Source organism: Streptomyces sp. NPDC002588 (assembly GCF_040295925.1).
In the GTDB taxonomy this organism is placed as follows: domain Bacteria; phylum Actinomycetota; class Actinomycetes; order Streptomycetales; family Streptomycetaceae; genus Streptomyces.
Genome location: NZ_JBEOWF010000060.1, coordinates 25,873 through 50,807, shown reverse-complemented (window position 1 = coordinate 50,807; position 24,935 = coordinate 25,873). Strand labels below are relative to the sequence as shown.

The window sequence follows — 24,935 nt, the reverse complement described above, 5'->3', positions numbered from 1 at the left end:
GCGCACGGGGTGGGGACTCCCCGCGCCTTGGCCGGAGAGGAGCGGTGGTCTCCGGCCCGCGCAAACGAACACGAGTGGAACGCAGCGTACGCGAGTTCGCGCCAGGGCCACGTGGCGGACCTCTCACACTTCACAGCGAACCCATGTGGCGTACACCACTCATACGTGACCGGTCCCGCCCGCCTCCCCGCGCCCCCGTCGATAATCGAGCCCGTGACCGATCTTGAGACGCGCGTGGCGCCGGCCCTGCGGCGCGCGGCCCCCGCCCTGCTGGGGTACGCGGCCGTACGGACCCTCGGCCTGCTCGTTCTCGCCCTGTGGAGCGCCGCCCGCGACAAGAGCGCGTACACCCTGCTGACGGCCCGCTGGGACGCCCTCTGGTACACGAGGGTGGCCGAACTGGGCTACGGCTACGAGGTCCGGCTGCCGAACGGCGACGTCCACTCCAACCTCGCCTTCTTCCCGCTGCTGCCCTGGCTGGAAAGGCTCCTGCACGCGGCGGCGCCCCTGTCGTACGCCGACGCCGGTTTCACCGTCTCCCTGCTCGCCTCGTTCGCCGCCGCCTGGGGGATCTTCGCGGTCGCCGATCACGTGTACGGGCGGCGGGCCGGGGTGTGCGCGGTCCTCGTCTGGGCCCTGCTGCCGGTCGGGATCGTGCAGTCGATGGCGTACAGCGAGTCACTGTTCACGGCGCTGGCCGCCTGGTCGCTGTACGCGGTGCTCACGGGCCGGTGGGTGACCGCGGGCGTTCTCGCCGCGCTGTCCGGCCTGACCCGCCCGGTGGGGCTGGCCGTGGTCGCGGCGGTCTGGGCGGCCGGCCTGGCGTGCTTCCTGCGGGAGCGGGGTGCCGGCCCCGGGCTCTCGTTCGGGCACAGTCGCAGCGTGGCGCCCGAGCCCGGCGCGTCCGTCCCCGCGCACGCCCCCCACCCGTCCGCCGAAGCCCGTATCCCGCGCGAATCGGCGGCCGAGGGCGCCCGCCCGGCGGCGCGCGCCCTGGGCATGCTTCTCGCGCCGCTCGGCACCGCCGGGTACGTCCTGTGGGTGGGGCACCGTACGGGCGGCGGTCCCCTCGGCTATCTGGACGTCCAGGCGGGCTGGCGCAACGGCTTCGACGGCGGCCTGGCCTTCGCCCGCTTCGTCGCCGACAAGTTCACGTCGTTCCCGTCCGCCCTGGCCGGCCTCGGGCTGGTCGTCGGCGTGGCCCTGCTGATCCGGCTGTACGTCGTCTGCCTGCGACAGCGCCAGCCGCTTCCGCTGCTGGTCTACGGGGGTGCGGTGCTCGCGCTCGCGCTGTGCGCCTCGAGCTACTTCGGCTCGAAGCCCCGTCTGCTGCTGCCGGCCTTCCCGCTGCTGTTCCCCCTGGCCCTGGCCCTCGCCCGGCTGCGGACGTCCAGATCGGCGCTGATCGCGGCCGGCTTCGCGCTGGGGTCGGCAGTGTACGGAGCGTGGTGGCTGAACGGCACCGGCCCTCCGTGAGTTTCAGGTGAACTCATTCATAATTTCCTTAAAACTATCCTCGACATTGATCAAAGGAATTGAAGGGACCAGTGTTCGACGATTAGCGATTCCGTAGGAATAAACCTGCCTCCTGAGAGCAATCCCACATCACGCCCTCATCACAAAGCGGCGGAATCGGCAGGCTTCCGAGCTCGCCCGCTGTAACGTCGTTTAGGTGCGTACCGAACGAAACCTCACCCGTCTGGACCGGGTGTTCGCAAGACTGGACCGCGAGCCGGAACGACCGGCCCACATCGACGTGCCGAAGATGAGCAGGCACAGGATCGCGCTGCTCGGCGCGACCCTGGCCTTCTATCTCGCGATCGTGTGGCTCGTGGTGGTCACCTCGTGGCTGGTCCGCCTCGACTGGCAGGTGATGTTCTTCCGGCCGTATCAGCAGTGGCCGGAGATCCACGCCTTCCTGGACTACTACGTGGTCCTCGGCCAGCGTGGCCCGACCGCCGTGATGGTGGCCGCCTGGCTCGGCTGGAGGTCCTGGCGCCAGCACACCCTGCGCCCGCTGCTGACCCTGGGCGCCTCCCTGCTGCTGCTGAACATCACCGTGGGCGCCGCCAAGCTCGGCATGGGCCGGCTGGGACCGCACTACGCGACCACCATCGGCTCCAACGAGATGGGCCTGGGCGGCGACATATTCCCCAGCGGCCACACCGCCAACGCGGTCGTGACCTGGGGAATCCTGGCGTATCTGGCCTCCACGCCCAGAGCCCGCCGCTGGCTGTCGGCCATCTCCGCGGTGGTCTCGCTCGGCGTCGGCCTCACCACCGTCTACCTCGGTACGCACTGGCTGAGCGACGTCGTGCTCGGCTGGGCCGCCGGCCTGCTGATCCTGCTGGCGCTGCCCTGGTGCGAGCCGCTGATCGCCCGCGCCGAGGTGTGGCTCCTCGACCAGCGCGACCGCCTGCGCGAGCGCCGCACCGCACCGGCCCCGGCCCCGGCCCCGGCTCCGGCCGCCCCCGTCGCCGTGCCGGTCTCCTTCAAGCGGCGCACCACGGCGCAGGACGAGACCGCCCCGGCCCCTGGACAGGCGCCCGCGCGTGCGCCACGAGCCCCGGTCTACCTGGCCCCCGGCCCGCACTCGGCCCGCTCGGAGCGCACTCCCGTCACCCCCGTCGGAAGCCGCAGACCCCCGCACTCCGACCGCCTCCCCCGCGGCGCGACCGCCTCGACGGCCCGCCCGCTCACCGGAGGCTGACCGACCGATACGGCGGGACCACCGGTACGCACAACCAGGCCCCGCCGTATCGCACGGTCAGTCGTTCTCAGCCCTTCCAGGCCCGCGCCACGCGGCCGCCCTCCACTTCGAAGTTCAGCCGCCCGAAGCGGTACTCCATGGTCACGATCGTCCCCGGCGCCAATGAACGCACGGTCGACCACCCCCGTTCCCGCGCGAGCCGCTCGGCCCGCTCGGCGTCGAGGCCGACGTATCCGTCCGGACTGTCCTGAGGCTCTTCGGGAGGCGTGGGACGCGGTGTGGGATTCGGTGCCATACGGCCCACGCTAGGCCTCGGGCCGCTCTCGCGGGAACCCCGTAACCGGGATATGGATCACTCCGGTCACGCTTCTGTCACAGGATCACGACACACGTTTCGGTCGAACTCGGTCAGCCGTGCGAGCGGTTCCGGCGCCCTTCCGCAGGCCTTCCGTCCGCATTCGAACGTAATTCCCGTGTGGTGTCGCATCTCCTTGAATAACCCGGTGGAAAGTGCCCGGAGAACCGCCCGCGGAACCCCGCGCCATTCCGATTCGGCACGGGTTCGCCCGAGCCGGCACCTCATAGGAAATGCACCGCTCCCCCACACAACCTCCGCACCCCCTCGGCCGGAGCGCGCGACGGCGCACGCCCCCTGGTCACGGTGTGTACGCGAGCTGTGGCACGACGAAGCAGGTGCGGTTCATGTCGCCCTGGGCGACCCACCCCCTGCCGTCCCGCCAGCGCGCCACCGACAGACACGTCCGCCGGGTCGCGGGCGGTGCGGCGAGCCGCTCGAACCGTACGGGCAGCAGCAGCCCGTCGGCGTCGTAGCCCTGGCTGCGGTCCATGTAGCCGTCGACGCACGCGCGCGTGACCCCGCTCCCCGCGCACGACCTCGCGGCCGCGGTGAACCACATCGCGGCCGCCCACCCCTCCAGCTGCCACTGGGAGTGCGTCTCCAGGCCCTCGGTGGCCTTCCGGAACTCCCGTACGGCCGGCCGCGCCACGTCCTCGTAGTCGCGGCTGGATCCGGTGGCCCACAGGGCGCCCCGGCAGACCGGGGCGTTCTTGTAGTCGTCGGGGACGGTGGACGTCCAGTTCTGCACGTTGGTGACCTTGGCGGTGACCCGTGCGCCGACCTCGTCCATCGCCTCGCACAGCCGCGCGTTGCCGTGCGTGTCGAGGGCGTCGAAGACCAGGTCGGCGCCCTCCGCCTTCAGGTCGGCCGCGGCGGCACGGAAATCGGGCAGCGCGAAGTCGACCTGTTCGCTCACCACCTTGTACCCCTCTGTCTTCAGCCCCCGCTCGACGAGCCGGGCGTAGGCGGCGGACGCGGACTGGTTGTAGGAGACGACGGCCGCCGTCCGGGCGCCGTGCTCGCGCGCGAAGTAACGGTAGACCTCCGTGCCGCCGTACAGCCGCCCGTCCCAGCCCGGGCGGCCGTCGCGGGGCGCGAGGCTGCCGTAGATGCCGTACAGGTGCGGCCAGGTGTCGTAGGCGGGGCCGATGGGCTGGCCGCCGATGTCGGGGACGCGCGCGCGGGAGACGCGGGAGGCGCCCGCGTAGTCCAGGGCGGTGGTGGCGACCAGGGCGACCACCTTGTCCTCGTCGATCAGCCGGTGGACACAGGTGTTGTTGCCGACGCCGCTGCCGCCGTCGTCGCACAGGCGCACCTCCACCCGGCGGCCGCCGATGCCCCCGCGCACGTTGAGCCGGTCGAACCAGGCCTTGGCGCCGTCACGCGGACCGGTGAAGGCGCCGCCGCCGACGGGGCTGGTGGCGCTGCTGATGATGCCGACGCGGATGGGCTGCGCCCGGGCGGCCGTGGGCGCGGGCGAGCGGGAGAAGTCGCTCTCGGGGAGCCGGCTGCCGCAGGCCGCGCTCAGCAGGAGCAGCAGCGCGGCGCCGGCCGTCTCAGCAGCCCGGGACCGACGACGAGCCATCGCCGCTCAGCCGGACCAGTGCGCAGAGCGTGCTGACGGACACCTTCCAGGTGCCGCCCTGCAGGACGGCCGTTCCGGAGGCGTCCGGCAGGGCCGTCGCGCCGTCGAGAGTGAGGCTGTACGTCACGGTCGCCCGGGTCGGCCCGGTGAACTCGACCTTCTTCACCTGCGCCGCCACCTGCCCGCCGCGCCGGTCCCCGCTGAAGGCCTGGAGCACCGGGCCCATCCGCTCGCCGTTCTCCAGGACGGCCTGCCGGTCCCGGGCGGAGGTGGCCGGGTCGAAGAACCTCGCCCAGTTCTGCCGGACCTGCCGCTCGGCCGCGGCCCGGTCGGCGGGCGCGGAGGCGGTGGGCGCGCTGGGGGTGGCCGACGCGCTGATCGTGATGGGGGCCGTGCCGGTCTTGCCGCCGTCGCCGTCGCCGCAGGCCGCGACGCCCGCGCCGGTCAGGAGCAGGAGGGCGGCCGCCGACGCCGTGGCCCGTCCCCGTGCCCGTCTCCGCCTGAGGTCGCTCCCGAGAACCATCTGGCTCACCACCGGGTGTCGTCCGGGCGTGCGCGCCCGGTCCTTTCAGGGTCAGCTTGCAGAAGGCATAGTGCAAGCCATTGGCGACAGTGGGAGCCGGAGATGGCGGAGAGGCAGACAGGGCGACTGCGGACCGCGCACCCCGTGTTGTGGGCCGGCTGGGCGGCACTGGCCGCCGGCGCGGCGCTGTGCGTGGCCGGCTGGTACGGCGTCTCCGGTGAGCGCTTCGCCGAACGGCAGCTGCCCTATCTCGCCTCCTGCACGATCCCGGGCGCCGCGCTGATCGTGGCCGGGGCGGTGCTGCTGACGCACGGCCGCGAACACGCCGCCTTCGCGCGCGTGGAGGAGCTGTACGGCCTCCTGGTGACCGCGGGGGAACCGGACGGACGGGAGCAGTCGCGGCCGGCCGTGCCCGTCGCGGTCAGCGGTGAGCTGCGGATGGTTCCCGGCGGCACCCTCTGGCACCGCGCGGACTGCCCGCTGGTCGCGGGGAAGCGGGAGGCGGTGCCGGTGGACGGCCGGCTGCTGGCGAGCGGCGATCTCGTCCCCTGCCCGATCTGCGAGCCGGACGCGGCGGACTCCTGATGTCCTCCCTCACGTACGACCTCACACTGGCCGGGCTGTCCGTCGGCAGCGCCGCCGCGCTCACCGGGATCGGCCTCGTCGTCACCTACCGGGCGACCGGCGTGCTCAACTTCGCGCACGGGGCGATCGCCATGGTCTGCGCGTATGTGCTGCGAAGTCTCGTGGTGGAGTGGAACTGGCCCGTCTGGCTCGCCGCCGCGGTGACCCTGCTGTTCCTCGCGCCCGCGATCGGCGTGGTGCTGGAACGATTCGTCTTCCGTCCGCTCGCGGTCCTGGGCGGCGATCCGGCGCGGACCTTGATGGCGTCCATCGGAGTGTTCGTGCTGCTGGTGGGCGGGGCGGCGCTGGTGTGGGGGCCGGGGGCCAGGGACGACGCGCCGGAACTGGTGCCGACGGACCCCTGGGGACAGACGGCGATGGTGCTGCTCCTGGCGGCCGGTGTGGGCCTCGTCGTCCGGTGGACGCGGTTCGGACGGGAGCTGCGGGCCGTCGTCGACGACCGCGAGCTGGCCGTGCTGGGTGGGATCGACGCGGACCGGGTGGCCGCGGCGGGCTGGGCGTTCGGCGCGTTCACGGCCGGTCTGACGGGCGTGCTGCTGGCGCCGTACGTCCGCCTGGACCCGTACGGGCTGCCGCTGCTCGTGATGGAGGTGGTGGCGGTCGCGGTGGCGGCCCGGATGCGCAGTCTGCCGGTCGCGGTGGCGGTGGCGCTGGGCATCGGCGTCGCGCAGAGCCAGCTGACCCGGCTGCACCCGTCGGGCTGGGGCGCACCGCTGCTGCAGTCGGTCGGCGCGAACCTGTTCGTGGTCGCCCTGCTGGTCGCCGCGCTGGTGCTGCCGGGGGTGGGCACGCGCGAGGCGCCGCCGGGGGCGGTGGGGGCGCGGGTGCGCAACCCGCCGGGCGCGTGGATCGTGGCGGCGGTGCTGTTCCTGCTGCCCCTCGGCTTCGCGGGCTCGGACCTGCACACCGCGGTCCAGGTGCCGGCGCTGGGCGTGATCCTGCTGTCCCTGGTGGTCGTCACCGGCCGGGGCGGGCAGATCTCCCTCGGGCAGGCGGCGTACGCGGGCCTGGGCGCCCTGTTCACGGCCCTGCTGGCCGCCGGCCGGTTCCCGGGTCTGCCCCGCCTCCCCGAACTGGCCGCGGTGGCCGTGGCGGTCCTCCTCGTGGCCCCGCTGGGCCTGCTGACCGGCCGGCCCGCGATCCGCCGTCACGGCCTCGCCCTGGCCCTCGCGACCTTCGCGTTCGGCGTCGGGGTGAGCCGCTTCGTCTTCGACCAGCCGTACGCCACGTCGGGACTGTCGCCGGGCCGCCCGGCGGGCTTCGACGACGACCGCGCCTACTACGTCCTGGAGCTGGTCCTCCTGGCGGCCGCCCTGCTGGTGACGCGGGCGCTGCGCCGGGGCCGCACCGGTCGGGCGCTGGCGGCGATGCGGGACCACGAGCGGGGCGCGTCGGCGGCGGGGGTCCCCGTACCCTCCGTCAAGCTGCTGGCCTTCGTCGCGGGCGCCGCGCTGGCCGCCCTGGGCGGCGCCCTGCTCGGCATGGGCCTGCGGGCCTTCGACGCCGGGGCCTACGACCCCGTGCGCAGCCTGCTGTGGTTCGCGGCGGTGGCGGTGCTGGGCGCCGACAACACCCTGGGCGCGTTGGCCGCGGCCACCCTGCTGGTGGGCCTGGACGCGGGGACCCGCGGCGGTGTGGCGGCGGCGCTGGTGGGGGTGCTGGCGGTGCTGACCGGCCGCTTCCCGAACGGCCCGTACGAGGCGCTGCGGGAACGCGTGCGGCGCCGCAAGGGGGTGCTGACGCCGTTGGGGGTGAGGGTGCGGGCGAGGACGGGCGCGGGCGGAGGGGTGGCGCCTGCCGAACCGGTGGTGCCTGCGCTTGCGGTGGTGCCCACGGTGCCGGTGATGCGGGAGCCGCGTACCGGACGGACCGGGACCCGCCCGGCACCGGCCGTCCTCACCGCCCGTCGCCTCCGGGCCCGCTACGACGGCTTCACCGCTCTCGACGGGGTCGACCTGGTCGTCCCTCCCGGCCGGGTCACCGCCGTCGTGGGCCCCAACGGGGCCGGGAAGAGCACGCTGTTCCACTGTCTCGCCGGGACCCTGCGCCCCGCGCGCGGGGAGGTGCTGTTCGGGGGCCGGGACATCACCCGGCTGCCGGCGCACGCCCGCACCCGGCTCGGTGTCGCGCGCACCTTCCAGCAGCTGGCCGTGTTCCCCTCGCTGACCGTGGCGGAGAACGTCCGGGTGGGCGCCGAACAGGGTCGGGTCGCCGATCCCCGGGCCGTGGAGCGGGCGCTCGCGCTGTTCGGGCTGGACGGGCCGGTGCGGGCACTGCCCGCCGCCGGGCTGCCCACCGGCACCCTGCGCCGCGTCGAACTGGCCCGCGCCTTCGCGGGCAGCCCGCGCGTGCTGCTGCTGGACGAGCCCGCCGCCGGACTCGACACCGCCGAGGTGACCGCGCTCGCCCGGATCCTGGGCGCGCTGGCCGCCGACGGGACCGCCCTCCTCGTCGTGGAGCACGACCTCGACCTGGTCGCCGGTCTCGCCGACGTCGTGCACGTGATGGCGGCCGGCCGGATCGTCGCCTCGGGCCCGCCCGGCCGCGTCCTGCACGCCCTGGAGGCGGCCCCGTGATCTCCCTGCGGCACGCGCGCGTGCGCTACGGCCCCCTGGAGGCCCTGCACGACGTCACCCTCTGCGCCCCCGCCCCGGGCCTCACCGTCCTGCTGGGCCGCAACGGTTCCGGCCGTACGACGGTGCTGCGGGCGCTGGCCGGGACCGTGCCCCTGACGCGGGGCGCCGTGGTGTGGGACGGGGCGGACGTGACCGGGATGCCCGCGTATCAGCGGGCGCGGCGCGGGCTGTGTCTGGTGCCGCAGCGGCGGGCGGTGTTCGGCTCGCTGACGGTGCGGGAGAACCTGGAGCTCGCCGGGGCCGACCACACCCGCTTTCCGCAGCTGGCGCCCCTGCTCGCGCGCCGGGCGGGCACCCTCTCCGGTGGCGAGCAGCGCATGGTGGCGCTGTGCCGCGCTCTGTCGGGCCACGCGCGCGTGGTCCTCGTCGACGAGCCGACGCAGGGCATGTCCCCGCCGGTCGCGGCCCGCACCTACGCCCTGCTCGCCTCGCTCGGGGCGTGTGTGGTGCTCGCCGAGCAGCGGCTGCCGCCCGCGCTGCGCGGCCGCGGGGCCCTCGTGTACGAACTGCGGCGCGGGGCCGTCGTGTTCGGGGGCGAGGCGGACGAGTGGGCGCGGCGGTCCGGAAGCGGCGCGGCCCCGTCCGGCGGGTGAGCCGGACGGGGCCGCGTGGCCCCGCGGGCGGATGTCCCGCGGGGCGTCCGGCTCAGATCGCGAGGCGCTGACCCGGCAGGATCAGGTCGGCGTCGCCGCCGATGACGGCCTTGTTGTTCGCGTAGATCCGCTGCCAGGTGGTGTTGTGCGCGGCGGCGATGGTGCTGAGGGTGTCTCCCACGTGGACGGTGTAGTTGCCGCGGGTGGTGCCACGGGAGGTGCTGTTCGTCGTGCGCTCGGGCGCTGCGGACGTACCCGACCTGGTGGTCGACTTGGACGACCTGGTCGACTTGGTGGACTTGGTGGACTTGCCGGAGTTCGACGACTTGTAGCTCGACTCGGTGGACGAGCCGGAGTTCGACGGTGCGCTGCCGGTCGCTCCGGCGCGGGCCGAGCAGACCGGCCAGGCACCCCACCCCTGGGACTTCTGGACCTTGCCGGCGACGGCGATCTGCGCTTCCCGGCTCGCCTGGTCGGCGGTGGCCGCGTAGGCCGTGCCGCCGTAGGCGCGCCAGGTGCTGGCGGAGAACTGCAGTCCGCCGTAGTAGCCGTTGCCGGTGTTGATGTGCCAGTTGCCTCCGCTCTCGCACTGGGCGATGCGGTCCCACACCCCGCTGTCGGCCGCCGCGGCGTTGCCGGTCGCCGCCAGCAGTCCGAGGGGGGCGAGCAGTGCCGCCCCGGCGAGGACCGCCGTCTTGTGCGACTTGCGGGTGTGGTTATCGGCACATTCGGACATGAAGTTCCCTCTCTACGGACCCGGGCCTCCCCCAAGACGGGCGCCTCCCGCGTGTCGACGCGGGTGTGGCGCTCCGCCCCGTCCGCCGGCGGTGTCGCTGCGCGTTTGTCTGGCTCTGCGCGGCCGGTGGACGTACCCGAGCGGTGCTCGCTGCACACGGCGGAGCAATCTAGGGAGCCTGACGAGCCGTTATCAACCAACTCCCCGTTTCCGCAGGCCAGTTGACCGTTACCGCCAGTAGCGGCGAATTCCGGTCACCTGTTTTTTCCACTCATTTCATGATTTGTCGACCAGCACCCCGGACAGCCTGTGAGTCAGCTCACGGAACCAACCTCCGTAACCTTCCCGTTACTTGACAAAGAGTGTCCGATTCCGTACTTAAAGTGACCGTCCGCGCTCGGCGGTTCGATTCCGTGCGACGTACAGCGTGACTCCCGCCACAGATCGCCCGTTGTCTCTGCATGAGCCGGGGACCCTCCCGGCCCGCCACCGCACCGCCTTCCGAGGGAGTCACCCGTGCCGCGCATGCTCGACGTCAGCGACGAGGTACGCGCCGAGATCGGCGACGATGAAGCCGACCGGCTGCTCGCCGGAGAGAACACCCCGGGCAGTTACGACTGCACGTCCTGCCGCACCCCGGGCGACTCCGCGCACGAACGCACCAGCACCGTCCTGTTCATCGGGGACGAGACCGCCGTCCTCGCCTTCGCCCACGCCACCTGCCTGCCCTCGCAGGTCGTCCAGGTCACCGAGGAGCAGCTCCAGGGAGCGGTCCGCTCCATCAACGGCGACACCGTCGACCTGGACCCGGGCAGGGTCGTCCCGGAGCAGGCCGTGCTCGGTGTGACCAGCGGACTCGTCCTGATCGCCGGGGAGTTGCATCCGGCGCTGGTCGTCGAGCCCACCGCGCCCATCGTGCGCCCCGGTACCACCGGCGCGGGCGACGACTTCCTCCCGCTCCTCATCGAGCAGGGCTTCATGCCGCTGACCGAGCTGTCCGAGGTGCCGCCGGTGCAGCACGGCTGGTCCGTGCTGCTGGCGATGGGTCAGCTGCACGCCGTGCTGCAGCCCTCGGCGCACGGCGGACAGCCGGTCGCCTGGTGGCAGGCGCACCAGCCGCTGCAGGTGACGGAGGGATGGCGGGCCGCCGCCAACAAGCACCAGCAGGTCCTGATGTTCGCCGCGCCGGTGGGCTCGATCGGGCGTCAGCCGCGGGAGGACCTGCTGCGGGACGCGCTGGACAAGGCGGCCGCGAACGGCAAGCTGGTGGGCGCCGCGCTGCCCCTCGCGGGGACCTGAGCCGCTCCGGGCTCCGGTGAGGGCACGTCGTCCGGCCGCATCTCTTGAAGAGCGTCCTCGTTTTGACATACGTGCACACCTACGACGTTCCCCGCCGCTCCGTGTCCCCGTCGATCCCGTCCGCGCGACCGGCTCAGGACTCCCAGAGCGGCCCATCGGCCACGCCGATCTACGACGCGCTCTACGCCGAGTACGTCAAGACGTTCCGCTCGCTGCCGGGTGACCGCAGCGGCGAGGACGAGTTGGGGTTCACCGCTTTCGGGAACCTCCCGCACAGCACGGGCTCGGCCGGCGGACACCGGCCGGGCTCGTTCAGTCACTCCTACAGCGCCTACAGCGCGGGCGCGCAGACCGCCCGGCAGCAGTCGCAGTGGCAGCGGGTCGGCCAGGTGGGCCAGCAGCAGGCGCACACCCCGATGGTGCCCGTCCCGGCGGCGCTGCCGCCCGGAACGCGCAGGAGTTACTGAGCAAGGGGGCCACCCGACCCGGGCGGCCCCCTTGCTCGTCACTTCTTCTTGCCGCGCTTCTCGCGCACCCGCACCGAGATGTGGATCGGGGTGCCCTCGAAGCCGAACTCCTCGCGCAGACGGCGTTCGACGAAGCGCCGGTAGCCCGCCTCGATGAAGCCGGAGGCGAACAGCACGAACCGCGGCGGCTTGGTGCCGGCCTGGGTGCCGAAGAGGATGCGCGGCTGCTTGCCGCCCCGGATCGGGTGCGGGTGGGCGGCGACCAGTTCGCCGAGGAAGGCGTTGAGGCGGCCCGTCGGCACGCGGGTCTCCCACCCCGCGAGCGCGGTCTCGATCGCCGGCACCAGCTTCTCCATGTGCCGCCCGGTGCGCGCCGAGACATTGACCCGGGGCGCCCAGGCGACCTGGCCGAACTCGGTCTCGATCTCCCGCTCCAGGTAGTAGCGGCGCTCCTCGTCGAGCGTGTCCCACTTGTTGTACGCGATGACCATCGCGCGCCCGGCCTCGACGGCCATGGTCACGATCCGCTGGTCCTGGACCGAGATGGACTCGGCGGCGTCGATCAGGATGACCGCGACCTCGGCCTTCTCCACGGCGGCGGCGGTGCGCAGCGAGGCGTAGTAGTCGGCGCCCTGCTGGAGGTGGACCCGCTTGCGGATGCCGGCGGTGTCGACGAACTTCCAGGTGACGCCGCCGAGTTCGATCAGCTCGTCGACCGGGTCGCGAGTGGTTCCGGCGATCTCGTTGACGACGACGCGCTCCTCGCCCGCCACCTTGTTCAGCAGCGAGGACTTGCCGACGTTCGGGCGGCCGATGAGGGCGATACGGCGCGGACCGCCGATCGCGGCGCCGAAGGTCTGTGCGGGCGCCTCCGGCAGCACGTCCAGGACGGCGTCCAGCATGTCGCCGGTGCCGCGGCCGTGCAGCGCGGAGACCGGGTGCGGTTCGCCGAGGCCGAGGGACCACAGATAGGCCGCGTCGGCCTCGCCGCTCGGACCGTCGACCTTGTTGGCGGCCAGCACGACCGGCTTGCCGGCCTTGCGCAGCAGCCGTACCACCGCCTCGTCGGTGTCGGTGGCGCCGACCTTGGCGTCGACGACGAACACGACGGCGTCGGCGGCCTCGATCGCGTACTCCGCCTGGGCGGCCACGGACGCGTCGATGCCGAGGACGTCCTGCTCCCAGCCGCCGGTGTCGACGACCTTGAAGCGTCGGCCCGCCCACTCGGCCTCGTAGGTGACGCGGTCACGGGTGACGCCGGGCTTGTCCTCGACGACCGCCTCGCGCCGGCCGATGATCCGGTTGACGAGGGTCGACTTGCCGACGTTCGGACGGCCGACGACGGCGAGGACGGGCAGCGGGCCGTGCCCGGCCTCCTCGATGGCACCCTCGACGGCCTCGAGGTCGAAGCCCTCCTCGGCGGCGAGCTCCATGAACTCCGCGTACTCGGCGTCGCCGAGCGCCCCGTGGTCGTGCTCGTAGGCGTCCGAGCCGCCGGGCTGGATGTGGTCGTTCATGAAGTCCGTACCTCGTCGTTCATTCGTGGTGGTCGGTGGACCGTCCGGTTTCCCCGGCTGATCCACTACTCGGTGTCGCCAGGCGCCCGAGCGGGCGCCCGGCTTTCATCCCTCTGCCGTCCGGCGGCCGGTGAGCCGTCTGGCGTGCTCCAGATGCGCGGCCAGCTGCTTCTGGATGCGCTCGGTCGCCTCGTCCAGCGCCTTGCGGGTCCGCCGGCCGCTGCCGTCGCCCGCCTCGAACGGGTCGCCGAAGACGACGTCGACGCGGGAGCGCAGCGGAGGCAGCCCCTTTATCAACCGCCCGCGCCGCTCGGAACTTCCCAGCACGGCGATGGGCACGATCGGCGCCCCGCTGCGGACGGCGAAGTAGGCCAGCCCGGCGCGCAGGGAGGCGAAGTCGCCCTCGCCCCGCGTGCCCTCCGGGAAGATACCGAGGACACCGCCGTTCTCCAGGACGCCGAGCGCGCGAGCGATGGCCGTGCGGTCGGTGGACGCACGGTCGACGGCGATCTGGCCGGTGCGGACCATGAACGTGCCGACCGGGCCGACGAACGCCTCCTTCTTCACGAGGAAGTGCGACGCCCGGGGCGCCACGCCGATGACCATCGGACCGTCGAGGTTGTGGGAGTGGTTGGGCGCGAAGATCACCGGACCGCTCGCGGGCACCTTCCAGGAGCCCAGCACGCGCGGCCTCCACAGCCCGTACATCAGGCCGACGCCGATCCGCCGCCCGATCTCGGCACCCTTCTCGGAGGGCAGTTCGCTCACTTCGCGGCCCGCTTCTCCTCGACGAGGGTGACGACGCACTCGATGACCTGCGACAGCGTCAGCTCGGTGGTGTCCACCTCTACGGCGTCGTCCGCCTTGGCGAGCGGGGACGTCTTGCGGGAGGAGTCGGCCGCGTCCCGCTTGATCAGCGCCTCGCGGGTGGACTTCACGTCCACACCCTTCAGCTCACCGCTGCGGCGGGCGGCGCGGGCCTCCGCGGAGGCGGTGAGGAAGACCTTGAGGTCGGCGTCGGGCAGCACGGTCGTACCGATGTCGCGCCCCTCGACGACGATGCCCTTCTCGGCGGCGGCGGCCAGCGACCGCTGCAGTTCGGTGATGCGGGCCCGCACCTCCGGTACGGCGCTGACCGCGCTGACCTTGGAGGTGACGTCCTGGGTGCGGATCGGGCCGGCCACGTCGGTGCCGTCGACCGTGATGGTGGGGGCCGACGGGTCGGTACCGGAGAGGATCTCCGGCTTGCCGGCGACGGCGGCGATCGCCGTGGGGTCGTCGATGTCGATCCCGTTGCTCACCATCCACCACGTGATCGCCCGGTACTGGGCGCCGGTGTCCAGGTAGCTCAGCCCGAGCTGTGCGGCCACGGCCTTGGACGTGCTCGACTTGCCCGTGCCGGAGGGGCCGTCGATGGCGACAATCACGGGCTGGGCGGCGCCGTTTTCCACGGGTGGACACCTTCCTGGTGCGAGGTGGTGGATGTGCGGGGCGCGACTGTGCCCCGCACAAGGTTACCGGGCACGCGTCACTCGTCCGGCCGCACGGTCACTGCCGGATCGCCCAGCCCCTCTCCCTCAGCGCCGCCGAGAGAACCGTCGCGGACTTGGGCTCGACCATCAGCTGCACCAGCCCCGCCTGCTGCCCCGTCGCGTGCTCGATGCGCACGTCCTCGATGTTGACGCCCGCCTGTCCGGCGTCCGCGAAGATGCGGGCCAGCTGGCCCGGCTGGTCGTCGATGAGGACCGCCACGACCTCGTACACCCGCGGCGCGGCACCGTGCTTGCCCGGGACGCGGACCTGCCCCGCGTTGCCCCGCCGCAGCACGTCCTCGATGCCGCCCACGCCCTCGCGGCGCTTGACGTCGTCGGCGGACTGCAGTGCACGCAGCGCCCGCACCGTCTCCTCCAGGTCGGCGGCGACGTCGCTGAGCAGGTCGGCGACCGGTGCGGGGTTCGCGGAGAGGATGTCGATCCACATCCGGGGGTCGGAGGCGGCGATCCGGGTGACGTCGCGGATGCCCTGCCCGCACAGCCGTACGGCGGCCTCCTCGGCGTGCTCCAGGCGCGCGGCGACCATGCTGGACACCAGGTGGGGCATGTGGGAGACCAGCGCCACGGCGCGGTCGTGGGCGTCCGCGTCCATCACCACCGGGACGGCCCGGCAGTGCGAGACCAGTTCGAGCGCGAGGTTGAGCACCTCGGTGTCGGTGTCCCGGGTCGGGGTCAGCACCCAGGGGCGGCCCTCGAACAGGTCGCCGGTCGCGGCCAGCGGGCCGGACTTCTCCCGGCCGGACATGGGGTGCGTGCCGATGTAGGCCGACAGGTCCAGGCCGAGCGCCTCCAGCTCACGGCGCGGACCGCCCTTGACGCTGGCCACGTCGAGATAGCCGCGGGCCGCGCCCCGGCGCATCGCGTCGGCGAGGACGGCGGCCACATGGGCGGGCGGGGCGGCGACGACGGCGAGGTCGACCGGTCCCTCGGGCGCCTCGTCGGTGCCGGCGCCGAGCGCTGCCGCCGTACGGGCCTGTCCGGGGTCGTGGTCCTCCAGGTGGACGACGACGCCCCGCTGGGCGAGGGCCAGGGCGGCGGACGTACCGATGAGCCCGGTCCCGATGACGAGCGCGGTCCTCACTGGGCGATGTCCTTGCGCAGGGCGGCGGCGGCACCGAGGTAGACGTGGCTGATCTCGGTGCGGGGCCGGTCGGACTCGACGTGGGCGAGGACCCGCACGACCCGCGGCATGGCACCCTCGATGTCGAGTTCCTGGGCGCAGATCAGGGGCACGTCGACGATGCCGAGCTTGCGGGCGGCCGCGGCCGGGAAGTCGCTGTGCAGGTCGGGCGTGGCCGTGAACCAGATGCTGATCAGGTCGTCCACGCGGAGGGAGTTCCGCTCCAGGACGGCGGTGAGCAGAGCCCCGACCTGCTCGTCCATGTGCCCGGCCTCGTCCCGTTCCAACTGGACGGCTCCCCGGACCGCTCGTACCGCCACGGCGCTGCTCCTCGCTGATGTGCTGATATACGGCTCTTGGCGCATCCAGCCTAGTGCCGCGGCAGGCAACGTTCGCCCCGTCGCGACGCCCGGCACGCACTCTCGGCGCACCCGGCACAAGCCCAAGTACATCCAGTACGAGGGCTTGCACCCGGCACGCCGAGAGCACGCGCCGGACGCCGCTCCTCGACGGGCGAACGTCGCCTGCCGCGGCACTAGTCAACCGGGACGCAGGCACCCACAGGGGCCGGATACACCCCCGTACGCCCTTTACGCCGGGTGCGTCCTGCGCTCTCATGGCACTCTGACGGCAGTCCGACAGCAGGACCCACGGCTCGGGGAAGGCCCGACATGAAGCGTCCAGGACCTCTGCTCACCCTTCTCGCGGGACTGGTACTCGGCCTGTTCCTGCTGACGCTCGACGCGACGACCGGCACGAAGACCGCCTCGTCGTCCTACCAGGAGCCGTCGCGGAGCCCGGCCCCCGTCCGGAGCAGCGCCTCTCCCACTCCGTCGCGCACCCCGCCCCCGGACGCCGACTACGCGGGCCGCACGGCCGACGACTCCGCGGCCGTGGCCGTCTCCCTGCGCGACGGAAAGGCGATCGCCTACTTCTGCGACGGCCGCACCCGGGAGTCCTGGCTGAAGGGCGATCTCGAGGACGACGGCACGCTCCACCTCACAGGTGGGCACGGCGCGAAGCTGGACGGCACTCTCCAGGACGGCAGACGGATCCGCGGCACGGTGGACGTCGGGAGCACGCACCAGGCCTTCACGGCGGACAAGGCGGAGAAGCCCTCGGGGCTGTGGCGCGCGACGGCCACCGTGCGCTCGGCGAAGATCGACGCCGGCTGGATCGTGCTGAAGGACGGCACCCAGGTCGGCATCGTCACCCGCGACGGCAAGCCGTCCGCCGCACCCGCGATCGACCCGGCGACCGGTGCGGTGACGGTCGACGGACAGCAGCTCACGGCCCGCCCCGCCACCCCCTGACCCCGTCCCCAGGGAGCCGACCATGACCGTCGACCCGAACGCCGCCACCCAGGGATTCCCCTCGCCGGAGACCCCCCGCCCGCAGCCCGCCCGCTTTCTGGTCCCGGCCCTGGTGGGGGCGGCGGTGGCGGTCGCCCTGGGGGTGTACGGCAAGGCCCACGACCCGGCCGGCACCGCCTTCAACCTGGCCGGCTTCAGCAGTACCGGCGCGGTGAAGTCGTGGCTGGCGACGGCGGCGGTGTTCTTCGCGCTCGTCCAGGTCCTGTCGGCGCTGATGCTGTACGGCAAGCTGCCGGGGCCGGCCTGGTCGGGCGCCCTGCACCGCTGGTCGGGCCGCGCCGCCTTCCTGCTGGCGGTCCCGGTCGCGGTGCACTGTCTGTACGCTTTGGGATATCAAACATATGAAGCGCGAGTTTTCTGGCACTCCCTCCTGGGTTGCTTCTTCTTCGGAGCATTCAGTGCCAAGATGCTGCTGCTCCGTTCGGAGCGACTCCCGGCCTGGCTGCTGCCGATCGTCGGCGGACTCGTCTTCACCGTGCTCACGATCATCTGGCTGACCTCCGCCCTCTGGTTCTTCCGCACCTTCGGAGTGACGACATGACCTTCTCCCCGACGCGTCGCACGGTTCTGGTCGCGACAGGCGGCGCGGCAGCGGCGCTCACGGCGGCCTGCAGCAACTACGGCGACGGCGGCTCCGCCGAGAAGTCCTCCGGCGCCGCCGCGGGCACGACTCTGGCGAAGACCGCCGACATCCCCGAAGGCGGCGGCAAGATCTTCGCGGACCAGAAGGTCGTCGTCACCCAGCCCACGAAGGACGACTTCAAGGCCTTCTCGGCCATCTGCACCCATCAGGGGTGCACTGTCGCCACCGTCGCGGACGGCACCATCAACTGCCCCTGCCACAAGAGCGAGTTCCGGATCGCGGACGGCTCGGTGGCATCGGGTCCGGCGCCCAGGCCGCTGCCCGCGAAGCAGATCACGGTGAAGGGCGGCAGCATCACGCTGGCCTGATCACGCCGGCCCGGTCACTGATCCCACAGCGCCCCGAGCGTCACCAGCTCCCCCTGGTACTCGATCCGGTCCGCCCACGCCGTCGGCCAGGCCCCGGCCCCGGCGTACGCGCCGGCGAAGGCGCCCGTGAGACAGGCGATGGAGTCGGAGTCGCCCGAGGAGCAGGCGGCCCGGCGCAGCGCGGTGACCGGCTCGTCGGGGAAGAGCAGGAAGCACAGCAGGCCGGTCGCCATGGCCTCCTCGGCGATCCAGCCCGCCCCGGTGGCCAGGCAGGGGTCGCTCTCCGGCTCGGGGGCGCGCAGTGCCTCCTCGAGCCGCTCCAGCACGCCCAGGCACTCGTCCCAGCCGCGCGCGATGAAGTGCTCCGGGCTGGGGTCCTGGCTGCGGGTCCACAGGTCGTCGAGCCAGCGGTGGTGGTAGTGGGTGCGGTTGTCCACGGCGTAGGCGCGCAGGCGCCCGACCAGACCGGCCGGCCCGGCGCCCTGGGCGAGGAGCCGTACGGCGTACGCGGTGAGGTCGGAGGCGGCGAGGGCGGTGGGGTGGCCGTGGGTGAGGGCCGACTGGAACTGCGCGGCCCCGGCCCGCTGCTCGTCGCTCAGTCCGGGAGCGAGCCCGACCGGCGCGACGCGCATGTTGGCGCCGCAGCCCTTGGAGCCGATCCGGCTGGCGTCCTGCCACAGCCGCTGTTCGTCCTTGAGCAGGTTGCAGGCGGTCAGGCAGGTCGTGCCCGGGGCGCGGTTGTTGTCGGGCGACTGGTACCAGTCCACGAACTCCTCGCGCAGCGGCCGCTCCAGCCGGGCCGGCACGAGCAGCCCGCGGTCCATCGCGGTGCGCAGGGCCCGCGCCACGGCCAGTGTCATCTGCGTGTCGTCGGAGACGAAGGCCCGCCCGGGCAGCTCCATCCCGCGCCAGGGCCCGCACTTGGCGAGGATCGACGGCACGTCGTTGAACTCGGTCGGAAAGCCGAGGGCGTCGCCGAGGGCGAGCCCCAGCAGGGATCCGGTGGCGGCGCGCTTCTTGACGGTGGTCGTGGTCATGCGGATCGTCCTTCCCGGGGCGGTCGCAGCAGGGGCGGGTGGAGCGCGGTGGCGGTACCCGCGCGGTAGAGCGCGGCCGGTTTGCCGCGACCGCCGGTCAGGCGCGCGGCCCCTGGCACGGGTTCGACGAATCCCGGCGTGGCCAGCACCTTGCGGCGGAAGTTGGGACGGTCGAGCGCCGTCCCCCACACCGTCTCGTAGACGCCCTGCAGCTCCCCGAGGGTGAACTCGGGCGGGCAGAAGGCGGTCGCGAGGCAGGTGTACTCGAGCTTGGCGCCGATGCGGACCTGGGCGTCGGACAGGATCCGGTCGTGGTCGAAGGCCAGTGGGCCCGCGCCGTCGTACGGCAGCCAGCGGGCCTGGGCGGCGTCACCGCCGCCGTGCGGCTCGGGCGCGTCCGGCAGCAGTGCGGCGAAGGCGACGGAGACGACCCGCATCCGGGGGTCGCGGCCGGGCTCGCTGTAGGTGCGCAGCTGCTCCAGGTGCAACCCGGAGACGTCCCGCAGGCCGGTCTCCTCGGCGAGTTCGCGCCGGGCGGCCGTCTCTGCGGACTCCTCCGGCAGTACGAAGCCCCCGGGCAGCGCCCACCGTCCGGCGTAGGGCTCCTGCCCCCGCTCGACCAGCAGCACGTGCAGCGCGCCCTCGCGGAGCGTGAGAACGGCGAGGTCGACGGTGACGGCGAAGGGCTCGTAGGCGTACTTGTCGTAGCCCGGCACGCCCGCCACCCCCTTTATGGTCAGTATGACTAATGGTCGTTACGACTATAAAGAGTGCCGTCGGCCGGCACAAGCCCCTGGCGCCGCTGTGAGCGCCTTCCGCGCGAACAGAAGCGGCCGACACCGGAAAGTCCGGCATCGGCCGCCACAACCGCACTCAGGACCGTCCTAGAGGTCGACCTCCTGCATCAGCATCCCGACCTCGGTGTTGGACAGCCGGCGCAGCCAGCCCGACTTCTGGTCGCCCAGGGTGATCGGCCCGAAGGCGACCCGCACCAGCTTGTCGACCGGGAAGCCCGCCTCGGCGAGCATGCGCCGCACGATGTGCTTGCGCCCCTCGTGCAGGGTGACCTCGACGAGGTAGTTCTTGCCGGTCTGCTCGACGACCCGGAAGTGGTCCGCGCGCGCGTACCCGTCCTCCAGCTGGATGCCGTCCTTGAGCTTCTTGCCCAGGTCGCGCGGGATCGGGCCCACGATGTGCGCGAGGTAGGTCTTCCGCACGCCGTACTTGGGGTGGGTCAGCCGGTGCGCGAGCTCGCCGTGGTTGGTGAGCAGGATGACGCCCTCGGTCTCGGTGTCGAGCCGGCCGACGTGGAAGAGCCGGGTCTCACGGTTGGTGACGTAGTCACCGAGACACTGGCGCCCCTCGGGGTCCTCCATCGTGGAGACGACACCGGCGGGCTTGTTCAGCGAGAAGAACTGGTACGACTGCGTCGCGACCGTCAGGCCGTCGACCTTGACCTCGTCCTTCTCCGGGTCGACCCGCTTGCCCTGCTCGAGGACGATCTCGCCGTTGACCTCGACCCTGGCCTGCTCGATCAGCTCCTCGCAGGCCCGCCGGGAGCCGTAGCCCGCGCGCGCGAGGACCTTCTGCAGACGCTCGCCCTCCTGCTCGGCACCCGGGAAGGTCTTGGGGAGCTTGACCTCCTTCTTCCCGGCGTACCGCTCGCGGTTGCGCTCCTCCGCGCGCGCGTCGTACTCGCGCGAGGTGCCGGGCGCGGTACGGCCGCGCCCGCTGCCCTGCTGGGACTGCTTCGGCCCGCCCTTGGCGCCGCCGCGCGCGGACCCGCCGCGCCCGGACTTGGGGCCGTCCGGGGACGCGGAGGGGCCCACGTCGTAACGGCGCTCCTCGGGACGGGGCTTGCGGGGACGGCCCTGGCCCTGACCGCCCTGCTTCTGGTCCCTGTTGTTGCCGGCCCCGCGGTGGTTACCGCGCCCGCCGCTCTTGCCGCTACCGCTGCCACTGCTTCGCATCAAAGTTCCGTCTTAGTCGTCTGCGTCCTTCGCGCCGGGCGCATCGGGCGCGTCCGGGTCGAACGACGGTACGGCTTCCTGGGTCTCGGCCTCGATCGCGTCCGCCTCCGGGAGAAAGGGCGCGAGCTCCGGGAGCTCGTCCAGACCACGCAGGCCCATCCGCTCCAGGAAGTAGTTCGTCGTCGCATACAGGATCGCACCTGTTTCGGGTTCCGTGCCCGCCTCCTCGACCAGACCGCGTTGCAGGAGGGTGCGCATCACACCGTCGCAGTTGACCCCGCGGACCGCGGAGACCCGGCTGCGGCTGACCGGCTGCCGGTAGGCGACCACGGCCAGGGTCTCCAGCGCGGCCTGGGTGAGCCGCGCCTGCTGCCCGTCCAGCACGAACCGCTCGACGGCCGGGGCGTACTCGGCGCGGGTGTAGAACCGCCAGCCGCCCGCGACGTACCGGAGCTCGAAGCCCCGCCCCTGCACGGTGTACTCGTCGGCCAGCTCGCGCAGCGCGTCCGCGACCTGCCGCCGGGGCCGCTCCACGATCTTCGCGAGGTGCTCCTCGGTGGCGGGCTCGTCCACGACCATCAGGACGGCCTCCAGGGCGCCCTTGAGGTCGAGTGCGGCGACGGTCTCCTCACTCACGGTTTCCTCTCCTTCTCGGGCTCCTCGGGCGGCCGGTCGAACTCGTCGGTGACCGTCGGCGTCTCGTCCCCGTCCCCGCCGGTCCAGCGCACCAGCAGCTCCCCGAGCGCGGTCTCCTGGTCGAGGGCGACGGCCTTCTCCCGGTACAGCTCCAGCAGGGCCAGGAAGCGGGCCACGACGGTCAGGGTGTCGTCGGTGTCCTCGACGAGCACCCGGAAGCTGGCCTCCCCGAGCTCCCGCAGCCGCGCGACGACGATCCCGGCCTGCTCCTGCACGCTGACCAGCGGCGCGTGGATGTGGTCGACGTACACCTGCGGCTTGGGCCTGGGCTGCATCGCCTTCACGGCGAGCCTGGCGAATCCTTCCGCCCCGATGCTGATGACCACCTCGGGCAGCAGCTCCGCGTGGTGCGGTTCGAGTCCGACGGTACGGGGGTAGCGGCGGGCCTCGTCCTCCAGCCGCCCGGTGAAGATGTCGGCGACCTGTTTGTACGCGCGGTACTGCAGCAGCCGGGCGAACAGCAGGTCCCGGGCCTCCAGCAGCGCGAGGTCGGCCTCGTCCTCGACCTCGGCGGCGGGCAGCAGCCGGGCGGCCTTCAGGTCGAGCAGGGTGGCCGCGACGACGAGGAACTCGGTCGTCTGGTCCAGGTCCCAGTCCGGTCCCATGGCCCGGATGTGCGCCATGAACTCGTCGGTCACCCTGGACAGCGCGACCTCGGTGACGTCCAGCTTGTGCCGGGAGATCAGCTGGAGCAGCAGGTCGAAGGGCCCCTCGAAGTTGGCGAGCCGCACCTTGAAGACACCGTCGGGAGTCTCGGGCGGCGCCTCTTCGACGACCGGCGCCTCAGGCGGAACCGGCACTTCCAGCGGAACCGGCGCCTCTTCGGCAACGGGCACCTCTTCGGCAACCGGCACCTCTTCGGCAACGGGCACCTCATCGAGGATCGGCACGTCTCGGGGAACCGGTGCCTCTTGGGAGACCGGCGCCTCCACAGACGTCCCCGGCTGTGTCCCCGGAGCGCCCGGCCCCCGTCCCAGGGCACGCCGACGACCGCCAGGTGCACCGGGGACGGGAACGTCGTTCGAGGTCATAGCCCCCGCAGGCTACCGCTACCGCCCGCGCAACCGTCGTACGAGGATGCTCGCGTCCCCACGGCTCTCCAGGTCGGCCAGGACCACGGCCACGGCCTCCCGGACGATCCGCCCCCGGTCCACGGCCAGCCCGTGCTCGCCCCGGAGCACCAGACGGGCGTGCTCCAGGTCCATCAACTCCTCGGCGGAGACGTACACGGTGATCTTCTCGTCGTGCCGCTCGCGCCCGCTGGGCCGGCGGGACGCGGCCCGCCCGCGCTTGCGCGAGGCCGCCTCGCCGGAGCCGGGGGCGGTGGCAGAACCTTCCTGCGGCGGTGCCCCCTGCTGCCGCGCGGAACGCTCCGCGGCGGCGGCCCGACTGCGGGACTCGCCCGTGTCGGTCTGCTCGGCGTCGGCCGCCACATGCTCGGCGCCCTCGCCGTCCCCGCCCTGGACGGGCACGGCCTGCGGCGCGTCCTCGCCCGCGCCGGCCGCCGCCTGGTCGCTCTCCCCGGCGGGTGCGGGCACCCGGGGTTCGCCGTTGGCCTGGCGCCGGGGTGCGGACGGCTGAAGCGCCATTCCCCCTGTCGTACGGAAGAGTTCGTCGGCCCCCGGCAGACTCACTCGGCGTGACACCGGGCGAGCACCTCCCTGGCGAGCTGGCGGTAGGCGGCGGCGCCGACGGAGTTGGAGGCGTAGGTGGTGATCGGCTCACCGGCGACGGTGGTCTCCGGGAAGCGGACCGTGCGCCCGATGACCGTGTGGTAGACGTGGTCGTCGAAGGCCTCGACGACGCGCGCGAGCACCTCGCGGCTGTGCACGGTGCGCGAGTCGTACATGGTCGCGAGGATCCCGTCGAGCTCCAGGTCCGGGTTGAGCCGCTCCTGGACCTTCTCGATGGTCTCGGTCAGCAGGGCCACACCGCGCAGGGCGAAGAACTCGCACTCCAGCGGCACGATCACCTTGTGCGCGGCGGTCAGGGCGTTGACCGTGAGCAGGCCGAGCGAGGGCTGACAGTCGATGACGATGTAGTCGTAGTCGTCCATCAGCGGCTTCAGCGCCCGCTGGAGCGTCGACTCGCGCGCGACCTCGGAGACCAGCTGGACCTCGGCGGCCGACAGGTCGATGTTGCTCGGCAGCAGGTCCATGTTGGGGACCGCGGTCTTCAGGAGCACCTCGTCGGCCGACATGCCCCGCTCCATGAGCAGGTTGTAGACCGTGAGGTCGAGCTCCATCGGGTTGACACCGAGACCGACCGACAGCGCGCCCTGCGGGTCGAAGTCCACGAGCAGCACCCGGCGTCCGTACTCCGCGAGCGCGGCACCCAGGTTGATGGTCGACGTGGTCTTGCCGACGCCGCCCTTCTGGTTGCACATCGCGATGATCGTCGCGGGACCGTGGTTGGTCAGCGGTCCCGGGATCGGGAAGTACGGCAGCGGGCGTCCGGTCGGGCCGACACGCTCCCGGCGCTGGCGGGCAGCGTCGGGCGCGAGGGTGGCCGCGTACTCGGGGTCGGGCTCGTATTCGGCGTCGGGGTCGTAGAAGTGCCCGTCGGGCAGTTCGTCGTAGTCGGCGAAGTGGTTGTGGGGCGCGCCACTCCCGTCGCCGGCCATGGCGTTCACGTGATGACCGTCCATGCTCTGGTGTGCTGACAGAGCCGTGCGGGGGCTGGTCTGGCTCTGGTGGGCTGCGAAGGTTCGGACAGCGACGGAGCCGACAGCCTCGAGCCCCGCGGAGCCCGGGCCCCGCGTTGCCGTTCCTGGTTGACCACCCCCGGGAGCAAATGTCGACTCATTCACAAGTCGTCTTACCTCCTTGGTGACCAGGAAACTTCTAGACAAGGTCAGCGTGGCACCATGCCGACGGTTGGCGACTCTATGGCGTGTCGGGCGTCCGCAGCAACACAATCCGCCGGACCCGGCCCGATGTGTCGGCAATGAAACATGTCGCTGTCAAGGGCGTACGGGCGTCGCACGGCAGGTTCAACCGGTGTGCGAATCGGTCGAAGGGTTACGTTCGAGGCGAGTTGACCGAGAGGCGCAAAGTGACCATACACACATCCGGCCGGACCTTGTGGGGCAAGATCCGGCCGGTCGCGCGCCATTGACGCGCCAAGTTGACGTATCGCCTTTACGAAAAGGTGACTTAGCGGGGAG

The 24,935-nt window shown here is 72.5% G+C and carries 26 protein-coding genes; 10 read left to right on the top strand and 16 right to left on the bottom strand.

The annotated features are described in order from the left end of the window. The first annotated feature begins 213 nt into the window (after positions 1 to 213). Together ABT057_RS43770 and ABT057_RS43765 are read left to right on the top strand one after the other, a co-directional pair. Entirely contained in the window at positions 214 to 1,476 is a 1,263-nt protein-coding gene (locus tag ABT057_RS43770) for a mannosyltransferase family protein (RefSeq protein ID WP_352349965.1), read from the top strand. Between the two features lie 196 nt (positions 1,477 to 1,672). Next, positions 1,673 to 2,710 carry a phosphatase PAP2 family protein gene (locus ABT057_RS43765; protein WP_352349963.1) on the top strand — a complete coding sequence of 346 codons (1,038 nt, stop codon included), beginning with the start codon at positions 1,673 to 1,675 and terminating at the stop codon, positions 2,708 to 2,710. A 67-nt stretch (positions 2,711 to 2,777) separates the two neighbouring features. On the opposite strand, the gene ABT057_RS43760 is transcribed toward ABT057_RS43765, so the two are convergent. The 3 genes from ABT057_RS43760 to ABT057_RS43750 all read right to left on the bottom strand — a co-directional run bounded on the left by ABT057_RS43760 (position 2,778) and on the right by ABT057_RS43750 (position 5,176). Continuing rightward, on the bottom strand, positions 2,778 to 3,005 hold the full coding sequence (locus ABT057_RS43760; RefSeq protein ID WP_352349961.1) for an I78 family peptidase inhibitor: 228 nt from the start codon (positions 3,003 to 3,005) through the stop codon (positions 2,778 to 2,780). Positions 3,006 to 3,366: 361 nt separating this feature from the next. Continuing rightward, the gene (locus ABT057_RS43755) at positions 3,367 to 4,653 is read right to left on the bottom strand and encodes an ABC transporter substrate-binding protein (RefSeq protein WP_352349959.1); all 1,287 of its coding nucleotides are present in this window, start codon (positions 4,651 to 4,653) and stop codon (positions 3,367 to 3,369) included. Continuing rightward, positions 4,625 to 5,176 (bottom strand): MTB12 C-terminal domain-containing protein, encoded by a 552-nt coding sequence (locus ABT057_RS43750; RefSeq protein WP_352349957.1) that lies wholly within the window; start codon positions 5,174 to 5,176, stop codon positions 4,625 to 4,627. The genes ABT057_RS43755 and ABT057_RS43750 overlap by 29 nt, the downstream gene beginning before the upstream one ends. A 102-nt stretch (positions 5,177 to 5,278) precedes the next feature. Between ABT057_RS43750 and ABT057_RS43745 the strand changes: the two genes are divergently transcribed. Genes ABT057_RS43745 through ABT057_RS43735 form a run of 3 tightly spaced genes read left to right on the top strand, consistent with a single transcriptional unit; the run spans position 5,279 to position 9,050 of the window. Beyond that, positions 5,279 to 5,761: a hypothetical protein gene (locus ABT057_RS43745; RefSeq protein WP_352349955.1), complete on the top strand. Its 483-nt coding sequence runs from the start codon at positions 5,279 to 5,281 to the stop codon at positions 5,759 to 5,761. After that, positions 5,761 to 8,397: an ABC transporter permease subunit gene (locus ABT057_RS43740; RefSeq protein ID WP_352349953.1), complete on the top strand. Its 2,637-nt coding sequence runs from the start codon at positions 5,761 to 5,763 to the stop codon at positions 8,395 to 8,397. Before ABT057_RS43745 ends, ABT057_RS43740 begins: the two co-directional genes overlap by 1 nt. Beyond that, a complete protein-coding gene (locus ABT057_RS43735) occupies positions 8,394 to 9,050 on the top strand; it encodes an ABC transporter ATP-binding protein (RefSeq protein WP_352349951.1) in 657 nt (218 codons plus the stop codon). The genes ABT057_RS43740 and ABT057_RS43735 overlap by 4 nt, the downstream gene beginning before the upstream one ends. Before the next feature lie 52 nt (positions 9,051 to 9,102). Here ABT057_RS43735 and ABT057_RS43730 read toward each other — a convergent pair whose 3' ends face one another. Beyond that, positions 9,103 to 9,786 (bottom strand): LysM peptidoglycan-binding domain-containing protein, encoded by a 684-nt coding sequence (locus ABT057_RS43730; RefSeq protein ID WP_352349949.1) that lies wholly within the window; start codon positions 9,784 to 9,786, stop codon positions 9,103 to 9,105. A 516-nt stretch (positions 9,787 to 10,302) separates the two neighbouring features. Between ABT057_RS43730 and ABT057_RS43725 the strand changes: the two genes are divergently transcribed. Together ABT057_RS43725 and ABT057_RS43720 are read left to right on the top strand one after the other, a co-directional pair. After that, complete coding sequence (locus ABT057_RS43725) at positions 10,303 to 11,085, top strand: DUF8842 C-terminal domain-containing protein (protein ID WP_352349947.1); 783 nt, start codon at positions 10,303 to 10,305, stop codon at positions 11,083 to 11,085. Positions 11,086 to 11,156: 71 nt separating this feature from the next. Further along, entirely contained in the window at positions 11,157 to 11,552 is a 396-nt protein-coding gene (locus ABT057_RS43720) for a hypothetical protein (RefSeq protein WP_352350004.1), read from the top strand. A 38-nt stretch (positions 11,553 to 11,590) separates the two neighbouring features. On the opposite strand, the gene der is transcribed toward ABT057_RS43720, so the two are convergent. The 5 genes from der to aroH all read right to left on the bottom strand — a co-directional run bounded on the left by der (position 11,591) and on the right by aroH (position 16,062). Beyond that, positions 11,591 to 13,069 (bottom strand): ribosome biogenesis GTPase Der, encoded by a 1,479-nt coding sequence (der, locus tag ABT057_RS43715; RefSeq protein WP_352349945.1) that lies wholly within the window; start codon positions 13,067 to 13,069, stop codon positions 11,591 to 11,593. Between the two features lie 105 nt (positions 13,070 to 13,174). Further along, a complete protein-coding gene (locus ABT057_RS43710; protein ID WP_352349943.1) occupies positions 13,175 to 13,837 on the bottom strand; it encodes a lysophospholipid acyltransferase family protein in 663 nt (220 codons plus the stop codon). Continuing rightward, the gene (cmk, locus tag ABT057_RS43705; RefSeq protein WP_352349941.1) at positions 13,834 to 14,520 is read right to left on the bottom strand and encodes a (d)CMP kinase; all 687 of its coding nucleotides are present in this window, start codon (positions 14,518 to 14,520) and stop codon (positions 13,834 to 13,836) included. The genes ABT057_RS43710 and cmk overlap by 4 nt, the downstream gene beginning before the upstream one ends. 97 nt (positions 14,521 to 14,617) lie before the next feature. Next, positions 14,618 to 15,703, bottom strand: a complete 1,086-nt coding sequence (locus ABT057_RS43700) for a prephenate dehydrogenase (RefSeq protein WP_352349939.1) — start codon at positions 15,701 to 15,703, stop codon at positions 14,618 to 14,620. Next, positions 15,700 to 16,062, bottom strand: a complete 363-nt coding sequence (aroH, locus tag ABT057_RS43695) for a chorismate mutase (protein ID WP_352349937.1) — start codon at positions 16,060 to 16,062, stop codon at positions 15,700 to 15,702. The genes ABT057_RS43700 and aroH overlap by 4 nt, the downstream gene beginning before the upstream one ends. A gap of 351 nt (positions 16,063 to 16,413) precedes the next feature. Between aroH and ABT057_RS43690 the strand changes: the two genes are divergently transcribed. Genes ABT057_RS43690 through ABT057_RS43680 form a run of 3 tightly spaced genes read left to right on the top strand, consistent with a single transcriptional unit; the run spans position 16,414 to position 18,066 of the window. Next, complete coding sequence (locus ABT057_RS43690; RefSeq protein WP_352349935.1) at positions 16,414 to 17,055, top strand: hypothetical protein; 642 nt, start codon at positions 16,414 to 16,416, stop codon at positions 17,053 to 17,055. A 22-nt stretch (positions 17,056 to 17,077) separates the two neighbouring features. Beyond that, positions 17,078 to 17,656 carry a DUF6529 family protein gene (locus ABT057_RS43685; RefSeq protein WP_352349933.1) on the top strand — a complete coding sequence of 193 codons (579 nt, stop codon included), beginning with the start codon at positions 17,078 to 17,080 and terminating at the stop codon, positions 17,654 to 17,656. Beyond that, the gene (locus ABT057_RS43680) at positions 17,653 to 18,066 is read left to right on the top strand and encodes a Rieske (2Fe-2S) protein (protein WP_352349932.1); all 414 of its coding nucleotides are present in this window, start codon (positions 17,653 to 17,655) and stop codon (positions 18,064 to 18,066) included. Before ABT057_RS43685 ends, ABT057_RS43680 begins: the two co-directional genes overlap by 4 nt. Before the next feature lie 14 nt (positions 18,067 to 18,080). On the opposite strand, the gene ABT057_RS43675 is transcribed toward ABT057_RS43680, so the two are convergent. The 7 genes from ABT057_RS43675 to ABT057_RS43645 form a co-directional block, all read right to left on the bottom strand. Continuing rightward, the gene (locus ABT057_RS43675; RefSeq protein WP_352349930.1) at positions 18,081 to 19,103 is read right to left on the bottom strand and encodes an ADP-ribosylglycohydrolase family protein; all 1,023 of its coding nucleotides are present in this window, start codon (positions 19,101 to 19,103) and stop codon (positions 18,081 to 18,083) included. Continuing rightward, entirely contained in the window at positions 19,100 to 19,819 is a 720-nt protein-coding gene (locus tag ABT057_RS43670; RefSeq protein ID WP_352350002.1) for an NUDIX hydrolase, read from the bottom strand. The genes ABT057_RS43675 and ABT057_RS43670 overlap by 4 nt, the downstream gene beginning before the upstream one ends. Positions 19,820 to 19,987: 168 nt before the next feature. Then, the gene (locus tag ABT057_RS43665) at positions 19,988 to 21,073 is read right to left on the bottom strand and encodes a pseudouridine synthase (protein ID WP_352349928.1); all 1,086 of its coding nucleotides are present in this window, start codon (positions 21,071 to 21,073) and stop codon (positions 19,988 to 19,990) included. A 12-nt stretch (positions 21,074 to 21,085) separates the two neighbouring features. Further along, positions 21,086 to 21,709 carry an SMC-Scp complex subunit ScpB gene (gene scpB / locus ABT057_RS43660; protein ID WP_352349926.1) on the bottom strand — a complete coding sequence of 208 codons (624 nt, stop codon included), beginning with the start codon at positions 21,707 to 21,709 and terminating at the stop codon, positions 21,086 to 21,088. Then, positions 21,706 to 22,800 carry a segregation and condensation protein A gene (locus tag ABT057_RS43655; RefSeq protein WP_352349924.1) on the bottom strand — a complete coding sequence of 365 codons (1,095 nt, stop codon included), beginning with the start codon at positions 22,798 to 22,800 and terminating at the stop codon, positions 21,706 to 21,708. Before ABT057_RS43655 ends, scpB begins: the two co-directional genes overlap by 4 nt. A gap of 18 nt (positions 22,801 to 22,818) precedes the next feature. Beyond that, positions 22,819 to 23,415, bottom strand: a complete 597-nt coding sequence (locus ABT057_RS43650; protein WP_352349922.1) for a hypothetical protein — start codon at positions 23,413 to 23,415, stop codon at positions 22,819 to 22,821. Further along, positions 23,400 to 24,392 (bottom strand): ParA family protein, encoded by a 993-nt coding sequence (locus ABT057_RS43645; RefSeq protein WP_502974065.1) that lies wholly within the window; start codon positions 24,390 to 24,392, stop codon positions 23,400 to 23,402. Before ABT057_RS43645 ends, ABT057_RS43650 begins: the two co-directional genes overlap by 16 nt. Between the last annotated feature and the right edge of the window lie 543 nt (positions 24,393 to 24,935).

Coding starts and splice junctions, on each gene's coding strand:
- ABT057_RS43760 (WP_352349961.1), bottom strand. CDS start 3,005: ATGGCACCGAATCCCACACCGCGTCCCACGCCTCCCGAAGAGCCTCAG.
- ABT057_RS43755 (WP_352349959.1), bottom strand. CDS start 4,653: ATGGCTCGTCGTCGGTCCCGGGCTGCTGAGACGGCCGGCGCCGCGCTG.
- ABT057_RS43750 (WP_352349957.1), bottom strand. CDS start 5,176: ATGGTTCTCGGGAGCGACCTCAGGCGGAGACGGGCACGGGGACGGGCC.
- ABT057_RS43745 (WP_352349955.1), top strand. CDS start 5,279: ATGGCGGAGAGGCAGACAGGGCGACTGCGGACCGCGCACCCCGTGTTG.
- ABT057_RS43740 (WP_352349953.1), top strand. CDS start 5,761: ATGTCCTCCCTCACGTACGACCTCACACTGGCCGGGCTGTCCGTCGGC.
- ABT057_RS43730 (WP_352349949.1), bottom strand. CDS start 9,786: ATGTCCGAATGTGCCGATAACCACACCCGCAAGTCGCACAAGACGGCG.
- der (WP_352349945.1), bottom strand. CDS start 13,069: ATGAACGACCACATCCAGCCCGGCGGCTCGGACGCCTACGAGCACGAC.
- ABT057_RS43690 (WP_352349935.1), top strand. CDS start 16,414: ATGAAGCGTCCAGGACCTCTGCTCACCCTTCTCGCGGGACTGGTACTC.
- ABT057_RS43685 (WP_352349933.1), top strand. CDS start 17,078: ATGACCGTCGACCCGAACGCCGCCACCCAGGGATTCCCCTCGCCGGAG.
- ABT057_RS43680 (WP_352349932.1), top strand. CDS start 17,653: ATGACCTTCTCCCCGACGCGTCGCACGGTTCTGGTCGCGACAGGCGGC.
- ABT057_RS43675 (WP_352349930.1), bottom strand. CDS start 19,103: ATGACCACGACCACCGTCAAGAAGCGCGCCGCCACCGGATCCCTGCTG.
- ABT057_RS43665 (WP_352349928.1), bottom strand. CDS start 21,073: ATGCGAAGCAGTGGCAGCGGTAGCGGCAAGAGCGGCGGGCGCGGTAAC.
- ABT057_RS43655 (WP_352349924.1), bottom strand. CDS start 22,800: ATGACCTCGAACGACGTTCCCGTCCCCGGTGCACCTGGCGGTCGTCGG.
- ABT057_RS43645 (WP_502974065.1), bottom strand. CDS start 24,392: ATGGCCGGCGACGGGAGTGGCGCGCCCCACAACCACTTCGCCGACTAC.